General features: G+C 68.0%; 13 protein-coding genes. 6 read left to right on the forward strand and 7 right to left on the reverse strand.

Translation table 11 applies throughout. The features are described from left to right. The 4 genes from N5C25_RS18955 to N5C25_RS18970 form a co-directional block, all read right to left on the reverse strand. A partial coding sequence (locus N5C25_RS18955; protein WP_279937628.1) for a DUF1439 domain-containing protein occupies positions 1–560 on the reverse strand: 560 nt, incomplete at its 3' end. Between the two features lie 82 nt (positions 561–642). Further along, on the reverse strand, positions 643–1,191 hold the full coding sequence (locus N5C25_RS18960; protein WP_021203134.1) for a hypothetical protein: 549 nt from the start codon (positions 1,189–1,191) through the stop codon (positions 643–645). A gap of 55 nt (positions 1,192–1,246) precedes the next feature. Beyond that, complete coding sequence (locus tag N5C25_RS18965; RefSeq protein WP_019659397.1) at positions 1,247–1,555, reverse strand: DUF3861 family protein; 309 nt, start codon at positions 1,553–1,555, stop codon at positions 1,247–1,249. 254 nt (positions 1,556–1,809) lie between these two features. Beyond that, positions 1,810–2,208, reverse strand: a complete 399-nt coding sequence (locus N5C25_RS18970; RefSeq protein ID WP_005408442.1) for an HU family DNA-binding protein — start codon at positions 2,206–2,208, stop codon at positions 1,810–1,812. A gap of 372 nt (positions 2,209–2,580) precedes the next feature. Between N5C25_RS18970 and N5C25_RS18975 the strand changes: the two genes are divergently transcribed. Next, on the forward strand, positions 2,581–3,012 hold the full coding sequence (locus N5C25_RS18975) for an OsmC family protein (RefSeq protein WP_019659396.1): 432 nt from the start codon (positions 2,581–2,583) through the stop codon (positions 3,010–3,012). Between the two features lie 99 nt (positions 3,013–3,111). Here N5C25_RS18975 and N5C25_RS18980 read toward each other — a convergent pair whose 3' ends face one another. Further along, positions 3,112–3,990 (reverse strand): PhzF family phenazine biosynthesis protein, encoded by an 879-nt coding sequence (locus tag N5C25_RS18980; RefSeq protein ID WP_279937630.1) that lies wholly within the window; start codon positions 3,988–3,990, stop codon positions 3,112–3,114. 113 nt (positions 3,991–4,103) lie between these two features. Continuing rightward, entirely contained in the window at positions 4,104–4,979 is an 876-nt protein-coding gene (locus N5C25_RS18985) for a PhzF family phenazine biosynthesis protein (RefSeq protein ID WP_279937632.1), read from the reverse strand. 75 nt (positions 4,980–5,054) lie between these two features. On the opposite strand from N5C25_RS18985, the gene N5C25_RS18990 reads away from it, so the two are divergent. The 4 genes from N5C25_RS18990 (at position 5,055) to N5C25_RS19005 (ending at position 11,097) form a co-directional block, all read left to right on the forward strand. Beyond that, positions 5,055–7,649, forward strand: a complete 2,595-nt coding sequence (locus tag N5C25_RS18990) for a bifunctional aspartate kinase/diaminopimelate decarboxylase (RefSeq protein WP_279937633.1) — start codon at positions 5,055–5,057, stop codon at positions 7,647–7,649. Between the two features lie 76 nt (positions 7,650–7,725). Then, a complete protein-coding gene (murL, locus tag N5C25_RS18995; RefSeq protein ID WP_279937635.1) occupies positions 7,726–9,078 on the forward strand; it encodes a UDP-N-acetyl-alpha-D-muramoyl-L-alanyl-L-glutamate epimerase in 1,353 nt (450 codons plus the stop codon). Next, positions 9,059–10,468, forward strand: a complete 1,410-nt coding sequence (murD, locus tag N5C25_RS19000; RefSeq protein ID WP_279937636.1) for a UDP-N-acetylmuramoyl-L-alanine--D-glutamate ligase — start codon at positions 9,059–9,061, stop codon at positions 10,466–10,468. The genes murL and murD overlap by 20 nt, the downstream gene beginning before the upstream one ends. Positions 10,469–10,563: 95 nt before the next feature. Next, positions 10,564–11,097, forward strand: coding sequence for a hypothetical protein (locus N5C25_RS19005; protein WP_279937637.1), 534 nt, complete (start codon positions 10,564–10,566; stop codon positions 11,095–11,097). Positions 11,098–11,184: 87 nt separating this feature from the next. Here the strand turns inward: N5C25_RS19005 and N5C25_RS19010 are convergent, their stop codons facing one another. Further along, a complete protein-coding gene (locus tag N5C25_RS19010) occupies positions 11,185–11,778 on the reverse strand; it encodes an SMI1/KNR4 family protein (RefSeq protein ID WP_279937638.1) in 594 nt (197 codons plus the stop codon). A gap of 132 nt (positions 11,779–11,910) precedes the next feature. On the opposite strand from N5C25_RS19010, the gene N5C25_RS19015 reads away from it, so the two are divergent. Further along, positions 11,911–12,702: a dienelactone hydrolase family protein gene (locus tag N5C25_RS19015; RefSeq protein ID WP_279937639.1), complete on the forward strand. Its 792-nt coding sequence runs from the start codon at positions 11,911–11,913 to the stop codon at positions 12,700–12,702. Positions 12,703–12,711: the final 9 nt, after the last annotated feature.

The raw sequence follows: 12,711 nt of genomic DNA on the forward strand, positions 1-12,711 counted from the left end.
AGATTCTGGTTGAAGGTGACCACCAGCTTGCCGTTCTTCACCTGTGCCGACTGCACCTGCAGGGCGCCGAGCATGCCGGCCACGGCCGGGTCCAGCTTGTAGATCGGCTCCCGCTGGGCGTAGTCGCTCAGCCAGGCGTTGAGCAGGCCGCGGGTACGGGAGTCGAGACGACCGCCCTGGTTGGCCGGGGTGAAGTCATCCACGCTCGGCTGCTGCAGGTGGAACCCCTGGGTCTGCGCGTCGTAGCGCAGGCCGCTGCTCAGCTTCACCGTACCCAGTTTGGCCGGGCTACCACCGGCAGTGGCCAGTGCCACGTCCATGCCAAGGTTCAAGCGCTCGCCGGCCGGAAGGCTCAGCTGCGGGTGGCTCATCGTCAGGGCGATCAGGCCGCCGAGCGCGTCCTGCGTGCGCGGGAAGCTGCCATCAAGGTACTGCTGTACGTCGCTGGCACCGACCGACAGTTCCCGGCCGGAAATGGAAGGCGCAGCCTGGGCGCCGATTGCAGCGGCGATCAGCACGGTGGAGGCCGCGAGGCGGGTCATCAGGGAACGCAGGCGCATGGCAGAGACCGATGGATGCGGAATGGATGGTTCAAAGAGTAGCGTTGCCGGCTGAATCGCGCGTGCATGCCGCCGCAACGGTTCAGTCCAGCGATGGCCGCAGTTGTGCCGACTGGATCTGCCAGGCGCTGCCGTCGGCGCTGGGTTGCACCCGGTACCAGCCGCCGAAGCGGAAGGTGCCCTCAGGAGTCACCGCGCGGATCCGCACCGGAACCTCCAGCAGCTGCGGCGGCTGGTGGCCGTCGCGCGCGATCGGCAGCTCGCTGGTCAGGCGCAGGCTGCGTACGTCCGTCAGCTGGCGCAATGCGGCATCGTCAGCGCGCCGGGCATCGCTGGGCGGGAAAGTCCACGCGGCGTCGGCGGCCTTGCGATCGCGATTGAGCAGGGCCATGACATACGCGTTGAGCATGGCCGCGGGCAGCTCGGCGTCGGCCGCGACGGCAGCAAACAGGGGATCGACATCGATGGCCCGCGCAGCCGCTGCATCGCTTGCTGCGGCGGTCTGCGGCTTCGTGCTGGCAGTCGTGCTGGCCGCTACCGGCGGTGCGGCATCCGCTGCGTCGGATTGCGATGGCGGCCTGGAGCAGGCCAGCAGCACCAGTGGTGCGATCAGTATCAGGAACCTGCGCATGCCAGCCTCCTCCCCGAGGCGAACGGAAGGAGGCAGTGTATCGGCTGTGCGGCGATCAGCGGGAGGAGGGCAGCTGTTCCAGTGCATCCAGCGCCGGCAGCACCTGCGCGGCGATGGCGGCCAGGGCATGGCCTTCTGTTTCGGCGTGGCGCTGCACGATGTCGCGCAGCAGCTGGGTGGCGATCACCAAGGTCGCGCGCTCGTCGCCGCTGACGCCAGCGGTGCGCGGCGCCGCTTCCAGCAGGCGCATGAGGTCTCGGCTGGCGCGATGTTCCAGTTCGATGGTGCAGCGCCCGGTGCACTGCAACCCGTCCTTTTCGATGGGGGTCACCGAGATCCGGTAGCGGGTGGAGGGGCTGGCCATGAGGGGACGCTCGCCGTAGCTGTGGAGGATGTGCCCACCTTAGGCAAGGCCGTGCCCGGCGGCGATGGCCGGGGCTGCACGCAGTGTTCCACCCGGTACGTTCCGGGGCCGCAACGCACCACGCCCAGCCAATGGCGACGGGCCTGTACGCGCATTCCCGGGGATGCGGCAACGCTGTGTTGCGGGCTGTGGTTGGGACAAAAAAAACGGGACGGCCAGAGCCGTCCCGTCGGAATCCGCGTTGGGGCGCGCGCTTACAGCGCGGCGTCCTTCAGCTTCTTCAGCGGACGCACCTTCAGCTTGGTGGTGGCCGGCTTGGCAGCGAACCACTGCTCTTCCTTGGTGAACGGGTTGATGCCCTTGCGCTTCGGCTTGGCCGGCACATTGACGGTGGTGATCTTCAGCAGGCCCGGCAGGGTGAACGAGCCAGCGCCCTTCTTGTGCACCGAGGAGGCGACGGCGCTTTCCAGCGAGGCCAGCACAGCGCGGACGTCCTTGGCGACGACGCCGGAGGCTTCAGCGATGTGTGCAACCAGGCCGGACTTGGTCAGCACTTCCTTGATCGGCTTCGGAGCGGCCGGCTTGGCGGCTGCCTTCGTCGCGACTTTCTTCACTGCCTTCTTCGGGGCAGCCTTCTTAGCGGTCTTTGCCATGGTTTCCTGTTCCGTGAACGGTTGGTTGTTTGGTCGGCGCCGAACCCCGTCGGCAAGCGCAATGTAGGGCAACTCTTGGGCGCCGCCAATAGCCCGAAGCGCGGAAAGTGCATGTTTTTTCATATCCAGGCCGATTCAGTACATGGCCGGCGGTGGGGGCTGGGGGCGTGTCAGCGTGCTCGAAGCCCGCCGCCTGCCCATTGGTGCACTGCGCGAAACCACTGAAAGCAAGAGGAAAATGCGTTGCGCGCTGGCGAGGAAGTGTCCATCTTCCGGGGGCGGGGGCGACGTGGGGCGTGCGGCGGAGCGACGCAGGGCTAACGCGTGGCATGCGAGGGTGGCCGTTCATCACCGCCACGCAGGAGCAGCACAATGGGAATCTCGCGACACGCCACCGCGCACTGGGAAGGCGATCTGAAGTCGGGCAAGGGGCAGCTGAGCACGCCGCAGAGTGGACTGCTGGACAAGACCCGCTACGGCTTCAACAGCCGCTTCGGCGACGAAAAGGGCACCAATCCGGAAGAGCTGATTGCCGCCGCACATGCCGGCTGTTTCACCATGGCGCTGTCGGCCAAGCTCGGCGAGGCTGGCTTTACCCCGACCTCGCTGGACACCGAAGCCAAGGTCGACCTGTCGATGGAAGGCGGCCCGCAGCTGTCGCAGATCCGGCTGAAGGTAAAGGCGGTGGTGCCTGGCATCGACGCGACGCAGTTCCGCGCCATTGCCGATGACGCCAAGCAGAACTGCCCGGTGTCCAAGGCGCTCAGTGCGGTGCCGATCAGCCTGGAAGCCGAACTGGGCTGAGCCGACGCATCTGTAGAGCCGAGCCCATGCTCGGCTTCTGCAGCTCCCGTGATCTGGCCGGAGAGCAGCCGAGCGTGGGCTCGGCTCTACAGTGTCCCTTTACCAATCGATGGTGCCGGTGATGACGGTCTGCACCTGGCCGCCTGACCATACCTCGCCATCCTCATCGACCAGCAGGGTCAGGCGCGCGTCATGGCCGACTTCGCGGCCCTGGCTGACTTCGAACGGCGTCCGCCCACGCGGCAGCGCGTCGCGCAGGTCCAGCCATGCGGCAAGCACCGCATTGGCCGCACCCGAGGCGGCGTCCTCGAAGCGGCGACCGTTGCCGACGAAGGCACGCACGGCCAGATCGAATCCCTCACCGCCATCGCTGAAGGCATAGGCGAACACGCCCATGCTGTCGGTGGACTCGGCCAGTGCGGCCACCGCATCCCAGTCGGGCTGCAGGGCGCGCAACGCGGCTTCATCGGCCACCTGCACCACCCACCAGCTGCGCCCGCCCTGCATGCGCGCCGGCGGCAACGAACCCAGCGGCCAGCCCCTCAGTGCAGCCTGCAGGCGTGGATCGCAGGCCTCGGCAGTTTCGGCCAGCTGCGCGCGCGGGGTGCGGATGGCGATGCGCTGTTGCGTACCCTCACCGCTGACGCGCAGCGGCAGGGCGCCGGCAATGCCGTCCTGCACCAGCACGCCATCGATCGGTGTGGCCAGGCCTGCCTGCAGTACCGCATGCGCCGTGCCGACGCTGGGGTGGCCGGCGAACGGCACTTCCTTCTGCGGGCTGAACATGCGCAGCCGGTAGCTGGCACCGGCTGCCTGGGGCGGGAACACGAAGGTGGTCTCGGGCAGACGCGTCCAGCGCGCGATCGCCTGCATGCTGGCGTCGTCCAGGCCGTCGGCATCGAGCACCACGGCCAGCGGATTGCCAGCGCCGGCGCGCGGGGAGAACACATCCAGCTGCAGGAAACGGCGGGTGGTCATCGGGGCGAAACTCCAGGATCGGTTGGCGCGCAGCTTAACGCGCGGTTGTAGAGCCGAGCCCATGCTCGGCTGTGTCGGGGTGTGAGAAGAAGCAGCCGAGCGTGGGCTCGGCTCTAAAGCCAACGGATCTGGCCGTCGATGACCGGCTGCACCTGGCCGCCGATCCACACCGTGCCCTGCGCGTCGACCTGCACCTGCACGCGGCCATCGCGGCCCACTTCGCGGCCCTGGCTGGCCACGTAGCGGCCCTCGCGGCCGGGCAGGGCATTGCGCTGCCGCAGCCAGGCGCCTATCAGTGCATTGGCACTGCCGGTCACGGGATCCTCGGGCACGGCGGGCGCATCAGCGGGGCAGAAGGCACGCACCACGCGGGTGTGGCCGGTGCCGGCTTCATCGGCGAAGACGGCCAGGCCTGTAGCGTCGGTGGCGAGGCTCCAGTCGGCCAGCGCGGCCATGTCCGGCAGCAGGCTGCGCACGGCGTCGGCATCGCGCAGTGGCAGCAGCCACCAGCGTGCGCCGTTGTCCCAGAGTTCGGGCACCTGCCCGTCGGCAGCGAGCGCCAACAGCGCGGCGGGCGCTCCGTCTGCCTCCGTGTCCAGTTGCCGTGCCGGCGGGCTGGCCAGCTGGATCTCCAGTGCCTCGGCCGGGCCGCTCACCCGTACTGGCAGCACCCCTGCCGCGCATTGCTGCAGCAGGGCGCCGTCGCGAGGTTGGGCCAGGCCGCAGGTCACCGCCGCCCAGGCGGCGCCGACGCTGGGGTGGCCGGCGAAGGCCAGCTCACGGGTCGGGGTGAAGATGCGGATGTGGTAGTCGGCGCCGGGCGCGGTGGGGCGCAGGAAGAACACCGTCTCGGACAGGTTCAGCCAGGCGGCCAGAGCCTGCATCTGGCTGCTGGAGAGCGCGTCGGCGTCCAGGATGACGCCCAGTGTATTGCCGGTTCCGGGGCGGGGGGCGAAGACATCGAGCTGCAGGTAACGGAGGACGGCCATCTACGGGGATATTGCGCTTAGAATCAAAGGTTCCGCCCCCGAGGGCGGCTTCCCCACATTCTACATAGCCAATCCATGTCAGCTTCCCCCCTTGTCGATCGTTGGATCGTACTGAAGTTCGGCGGCACTTCGGTGTCGCGTCGTCACCGCTGGGACACGATCGGGAAGCTGGCGAAAAAACGCGCGGAAGAGACCGGATCGCGCGTGCTGGTGGTGGTATCGGCGCTGTCCGGGGTCACCAACGAACTGACCGCGATTGCCGACGGCGCGCCGGACAGCGGTGATCGCGTGGCAGCGCTTGTCGAGCGCCATGAGGGCTTCTTGGCCGAACTCGGCCTGGGCCGCGAGGTGCTGGCCGAACGGCTGGCCGCGCTGCAGGGCCTGCTCGACGATGCGCGTGCAGCCACCCGTCCGCTCGACTGGCAGGCCGAAGTGCTGGGCCAGGGCGAGCTGCTGTCCTCCACCCTGGGCGCGGCCTACCTGCGCGCCTCGGGCCTGGACATGGGCTGGATGGATGCCCGCCAGTGGCTGGATGCGATGCCGCCGCAGCCGAACCAGAGCGACTGGTCGCAGCGGCTGTCGGTGAACTGCCAGTGGCGCGCAGACGCGGAGTGGGTGCAGCGCTTCCGCGCGCAGCCGACCCGCCTGCTGATCACCCAGGGCTTCATTTCGCGGCATGCCGATGGCGGTACCGCCATCCTCGGCCGTGGTGGCTCGGATACCTCGGCGGCGTACTTCGGTGCGCTGCTCGGCGCCAGCCGGGTGGAGATCTGGACCGATGTGCCGGGCATGTTCAGCGCCAATCCCAAGGACGTGCCGGACGCGCGCCTGCTGACCCGCCTGGACTATTACGAAGCGCAGGAAATCGCCACCACCGGCGCCAAGGTGCTGCACCCGCGCTCGATCAAGCCGTGCCGCGATGCCGGCGTGCCGATGGCCATCCTCGATACCGAGCGCCCGGAACTGCCGGGTACCAGCATCGACGGCAGCGCCGCACCGGTGCCGGGGGTGAAGGCGATCAGCCGCCGCAACGGCATCGTGCTGGTGTCGATGGAAGGCATCGGCATGTGGCAGCAGGTCGGCTTCCTGGCCGATGTGTTCAACCTGTTCAAGAAGCACGGCCTGTCGGTGGACCTGATCGGTTCGGCCGAGACCAACGTCACCGTGTCGCTGGACCCGTCCGAGAACCTGGTCAACACCGATGTGCTGGCCGCGCTGTCGGCCGACCTGTCGCAGATCTGCAAGGTGAAGGTGATCGTGCCGTGCGCGGCGATCACCCTGGTGGGCCGCGGCATGCGCTCGCTGCTGCACAAGCTGTCGGACGTGTGGGCCACCTTCGGCCGCGAGCGCGTACACATGATCTCGCAGTCGTCCAACGACCTGAACCTGACCTTCGTCATCGACGAGGCCGATGCCAATGGCCTGCTGCCGATCCTGCACGCAGAGCTGATCGACAGCGGCGCGATGCCGGTGGAGGAGACCGAAGTGTTCGGCCCGCGCTGGCGCGAGATTGCCGGCACCGTGCGCCCGCGCGGCACGCCGTGGTGGCGCGGCCAGCGTGCGCACCTGCTGCAGCTGGCCGATGCCGGTACGCCGCGCTACGTCTATCACCTGCCGACGGTGCGCGCCCGCGCCCGTGCACTGGCCGCAATCAAGCCGATCGACCAGCGCTACTACGCGATCAAGGCCAACAGCCACCCGGCCATCCTGCAGCTGCTGGAAGCCGAAGGCTTCGGCCTGGAGTGCGTGTCGCACGGCGAGCTGAAGCATGTGTTCCAGCACCTGCCGGAACTGTCGCCCAAGCGCGTGCTGTTCACCCCCAGCTTCTGCCCGCGCGGCGAGTACGAGGCGGCGTTCGCGCTGGGCGTGACCGTGACCGTCGACAACGTGGAAGCGCTGCAGCGCTGGCCGGACCTGTTCCGCAACCGCGAGCTGTGGCTGCGCGTCGATCTGGGCCGGGGCGAGGGCCACCACGCCAAGGTCCGCACCGGTGGCAAGGAGTCCAAGTTCGGCCTGCCGATCGCCCGCGTCGACGAGTTCGTGCGCGCGGCCACCGAACTGGGCAGCCGCGTGGTGGGCCTGCATGCGCACCTGGGCAGCGGCGTGGAAACCGCGCAGCACTGGCGCCTGATGTGCGATGAGCTGGCCGGTTTCGCCCGCCGCATCGGCAGCGTGCAGACCATCGATATCGGTGGCGGCCTGCCAATTCCGTACAGCGACGAAGACGAACCCTTCGACCTGGACGCCTGGGCCGAGGGCCTGGCCGAGGTCAAGGCGCTGCACCCGGCATTCCGCCTGGCGATCGAGCCGGGCCGCTACCTGGTGGCCGAATCGGGCGTGCTGCTGACCCATGCCACCCAGGTGGTGGAAAAGGACGGCGTGCGCCGTGTCGGCCTGGACGCCGGCATGAACGCACTGATGCGCCCGGCGCTGTACGACGCCTGGCATGACATCGAGAACCTCAGCCGCCAGGGCGGTTATGCCGAAGCGGCGTTCGATGTGGTCGGCCCGATCTGCGAATCCAGCGATGTGTTCGGCAAGCGCCGCAAGCTGCCGGTGTCCACCGCGCCGGACGACGTGATGCTGATCGCAGATGCCGGTGCCTACGGCTATGTGATGGCCAACACCTACAACCAGCGGATGTTGCCGCGCGAAGACGTGATCGAATGATCACCATGCGCGCCCTGCACCCGCCCACCGACACGCCCCGCGCCCTCGCGCGGGCCCGTGCCTGACCGGATACACCATGACTTCTTTCGACAAACACCAGGTTTCCCGCTTCCGCTTCGTCCGCTGCGAGTTCGCCGCAGAGACCGGCGTGGCCAAGCTGGTTTATGCCTTTGATGACGGCCCGGAGATGGTGGAAACCATCACCGTGCCGGGCGCCCCGTTCGTGCTGGACGAGGCGCGTGCCGCCGCCGTGCAGCGTGCGCTGCAGCTGCTGCACCTGATCGCCGGCGTCAGCTACTACAAGGCCGGCGTACCGGATACGGTCAGCATCGACAGTTACAGCATCGATGCCGATACCGCCGCACTGGTGGAGACCATTTACCTCAATGGCCTGGGCGAATTCGCCTACCGCAACGGCCTGAACCTGCGCGGCCGCTTCCGGTTGCCGGTGCAGGGCGAGGCCGTGCAGGCGCCGGCGCTGGGCCTGCGGCCGCACGCGCTGGTGGCCATCGGCGGCGGCAAGGATTCGCTGGTCAGCATCGAAGCGCTGCGCCGCGGCGGCGTGGACGAGACCGTGACCTGGATCGGTGGCTCGCAGCTGATCCGTGCGTGCGCTGAGCGCACCGGCCTGCCGACATTGAACCTGGGCCGCACGCTGGCGCCGGAACTGTTCGAGTTGAACCGCCAAGGCGCCTGGAACGGCCATATCCCGGTGACGGTGGTGAACTCGGCAATCATGGTGCTGGCCGCGTTGCTGCACGGCGTGGACCAGGTCGTGTTCTCCAACGAGCGTTCGGCCAGCTACGGCAGCCAGATTCCGGGCACCGGCGAAGTGAATCACCAGTGGTCCAAGGGCTGGGCCTGCGAGCAGGCGTTCGGCAGCCATGTGCGGAAGTACGTGGCGGCGGACCTGCAGTACTACTCGCTGCTGCGCCCGATGTCCGAGCTGGCGGTGGCCCGCCAGTTCGCCAAGACCGATTTCTACGACGCGCACTTCTCCAGCTGCAACCGCAATTTCCACATCCTCGGCGAGCGCCCGGTGAACCGCTGGTGCGGCGTCTGCCCGAAATGCCATTTCGTGTTCCTGGCGCTGGCCCCGTTCATGCCCAAGACGCGCCTGGTGCGCATCTTCGGCCGCAACCTGCTGGACGATGCCGAGCAGGCCGGTGGCTTCGATGCGCTGCTGGAATTCCAGGACCACAAGCCGTTCGAGTGCGTGGGCGAAGGCCGCGAATCGCGTGCGGCGATGGCGACGCTGGCGCAGCGCCCGGAGTGGAAGGAAGACCTGTTGGTGAAGCGCTTCTGCAACGAGATCCAGCCGCAGCTGGATGCCGCCGAACTGGAACTGGCACCGCTGCTGCAGCTGCAGGGCGAGCACCGCGTTCCGGCTGCGCTGTGGGAACGGGTGCGTGAAGATTTCGAAGCTTGAAGGAAAGCGCGTCGCGCTGTGGGGCTGGGGCCGTGAGGGCCGCGCCGCGTTTGCGGTGCTGCGTGAGCGCCTGCCAACGCTTGGCCTGAGCCTGTTCTGCCCGGCCGCTGAAGCCGAAGCCGCGCGTGCGGAAACGCAGGGCGCGCTGCAGGTACTTGGCGAACCCTCGGCCGAAGCGCTGGCCGCGTTCGATGTGGTGATCAAGTCGCCCGGCATCAGCCCTTACCAGCCGATCGCGCTGGCGGCGGCAGAGCAGGGCACCACCTTCATCGGCGGCACCGCGCTGTGGTTTGCGGAGCACGCGGCTGACGATGGCATCGTGCACGACACCGTGTGCGTGACCGGCACCAAGGGCAAGAGCACCACCACCGCGCTGGTCGCGCACCTGCTGCGCGCGGCCGGCCACCGTACCGGCCTGGTCGGCAACATCGGCCTGCCGTTGCTGGAAGTGCTGGACCCGCAGCCCGCGCCCGAGTACTGGGCGGTGGAACTGTCCAGCTACCAGACCGGTGAGGTGGCACGCAGTGGCGCCCGCCCGCAGGTGGCGGTGGTGCTGAACCTGTTCCCGGAACACCTGGACTGGCACGGCAGCGAACAGCGTTACATCGAAGACAAGCTGCGGCTGGTGACCGAAGCCGCGCCGCGCATCGCGGTGCTCAATGCCGCAGATCCGCACCTGGCGGCACTGTCGCTGCCCGAGAGTGAGGTGGTCTGGTTCAACCAGCCGCAGGGCTGGCACATGCGGGGCGACATCGTGCATCACGGTGAGCAGGCCGTGTTCGATACCCGCAACACGCCGCTGCCGGGCCGTCACAACCGCGGCAACCTGTGCGCGGTGCTGGCCGCGCTGGAAGCGCTGGGCCTGGATGCGGTGGCGCTGGCACCGGCGGTGCAGGATTTCCGTCCGCTGCCGAACCGCCTGCAGCGCATTGGCGTGGCCCATGGCCTGACCTACGTCAACGATTCGATCAGCACCACGCCGCATGCCAGCCTGGCCGCGCTGGAATGCTTCGCCGGGCAGCGCATCGCGCTGCTGGTGGGCGGGCATGACCGCGGCCTGGACTGGACCGATTTCATGCAGCACATGGCGCACGACGTGCCGCCGGTGGAGATTGTGACCATGGGCAGCAACGGCCCGCGCATCCACGCGATGCTGCAGCCGCTGGCCGATGCCGGCCGCTTCGGCCTGCACGCCGCCGGCGACCTGCCCGAGGCGATGGCGCTTGCACGCGCGGCGCTGGGTGCGCAGGGCGGGGTGGTGCTGCTGTCGCCGGGCGCGCCCAGTTTTGGTGCCTACCGCGATTACGTGGCGCGTGGTCGCCATTTCGCCGAACTGGCCGGATTCGACCCGGACAGCATCAGCGCGATTCCGGGGTTGGGCATCGCCTGATCCGCCGGATCGGGGTCGGATCCCTTTCCTCAGGAAAGGGCTCTGACCCCGGCGAGTTACCATGGGCGTATCCCCGGACGGACCCGGATAGCCGCGTGTGCACCTTCATTACCCTGTTCCTGCCCGCATCCTTATCGCACATTGAAGTCGCCGCGATCATGCAGCGCAGCGGTCGGCGCCTGTTTGCGCAGGATTCGCCCAGCCTGCAGTCAGCGGTCGGGCCCGGTTGGCAGCCGTGGTTGAGTGCCGTGCACTGCGATTGCGGCACGTCGCTGGCCTCGGCGCAGGCGGTTCGTGAGTGGAACGGCGATGCCGAACGCTGGCGCAGGAAGGGCTGGAGCGAAGCGAAGATCGCCCGCGCGTTGGCGGCGCAGTTGGCGCGGCATGAACAGGATCAGCGGGCACTCAGCGATGAAGCCCTGGATGATGCCGGCCAGTGGTTGCAGCGTATCGATGCGCTGTTGCAGGCTGGGGCCGCGCGCATCGGCCTGCTGGTGCGCGACTACGACGGTTCGGTGGGTGCCCGGCAGCCGAAGCCGCCGGAACGCCACTGGCTGCGCGCGCATCTGGCGGCGTCGGATCTACTGGCATTCGAGCCGGGCACGTTGCACTGGATCGAACGCGGGTAGTGCCGGCCGCTGGCCGGCAACCTGCGGGGAAATTCATCCACGCATGGCGTGGCTCTACTGTAGCGCCGAGCCCACGCTCAGCGGCCTTCATTCGTCTTCGTCGATAAACGCGTAACCGCCGTCAATGAGCTGCTGCAGGTACGCATCGAAGCTCGGTGCGATCACCGCGTAGCTGTCCGGATCGTGCAGGTAGCGCACCACCTGGCCGACGGTGCCGCCCGGTGCCGGATCGAAATCCAGGTACAGCATCGAGGTGCCGCCGTTGTTCATGCAGTGCGAGAAACACAGCCGGCGGCTCATCGGCAGATCCGCGTCGATGCCCTCGCCGAGAATCTCCGGTTCCTCATCCAGCCACTCTTCGTAGATGGAACGGATGCTGTCGTCCCACCGCTGCTGGTCCTCGAAGATCTGCGCGACCGATCGCAGGTAGTACGGATAGCCGCCGTCCTCGACATCCGAGCCGAGCATCAGCACGCAGACCCCGCCGCCGGGGTACTCGCGAAAGTGCGTGCCATCGACGCGGGACAACAGTTCCACCAGGCTGTCAGGCACCTGCGGCCATTGCATGCGCAGGCGCTGCAGGTCTTCTGCGCTGGCGCCCTGGACGTGAGCCCATTGTGGGGCATCGTCGGCAGGCAGGCGTGGGATCAGGCCAGACAGAAAGCGGTCAACAAGGTTCATGCGAAAAAGGGGACGGAGGGGATTAAGTCGTATCCAACCACACCTGCGTCACGCCGCCAATGCAGAATGCGACGCGGGAGGGGCGAATACGGCTTAATCCCCTCCGTCCCCTTTTTCTTGCGGAGCAGGCGCATGAATCGTTGGCGATGCGGTGTGGCGATGATGCTGGGTCTGGCGGCGATGCCAGCGTGGGCGGCGATGAAGACGCAGCCGGTGGAGTGGAAACACCAGGGCACGACCTTCAGTGGCGTGCTGGTCTATGCCGACGGCGACAACGACAAGCGTCCGGGCCTGGTGATGGTGCCGAACTGGAAGGGTGTGAACGAATCGGCGGTCGAGAAGGCCAAGCAACTGGCCGGCGACGACTACGTGGTGCTGGTGGCCGATGTCTATGGCAAGGACGTGCGGCCGAAGACCGATGCCGAGGCCGGGCCGGTGGCGACCAAGCTGCGCAACGACCGGCCGTTGCTGCGGGCACGTGCGCTGGAGGCGGTGAACGTGCTCAAGGCGCAGGCCGGCAGGGTGCCGCTGGATGCCGGCCGGATCGGTGCGGTGGGCTTCTGCTTTGGCGGCACCACGGTGCTGGAGCTGGCCCGTGCAGGTGCGCCGTTGGCCGGTGTGGTCAGCCTGCACGGCGGGCTGGGTTCGCCGCTGCCGGCGCAGGCCGGTGGCAGTCACCCGTCGGTGCTGGTGCTCAATGGTGCCGACGACAGGAGCGTGACCGCCGAGGACATCGCCGCCTTCCAGAAGGAAATGGATGCGGCCAAGGTCGATTGGGAGTTCACCAACTACAGCGGTGCGGTGCACTGCTTCGCCGAGCGCGACGCCAACAGCCCGCCGGGGTGCCAGTACAACGAGCGGGCGGCCAAGCGCGCGTGGAAGGCGCTGGATGAGTTCTTCGAGGAGCGCTTCGAGAAACGTTGATTCGTGCAG

This window comes from Stenotrophomonas sp. GD03958 (genome assembly GCF_029839005.1).
GTDB lineage: Bacteria > Pseudomonadota > Gammaproteobacteria > Xanthomonadales > Xanthomonadaceae > Stenotrophomonas > Stenotrophomonas hibiscicola.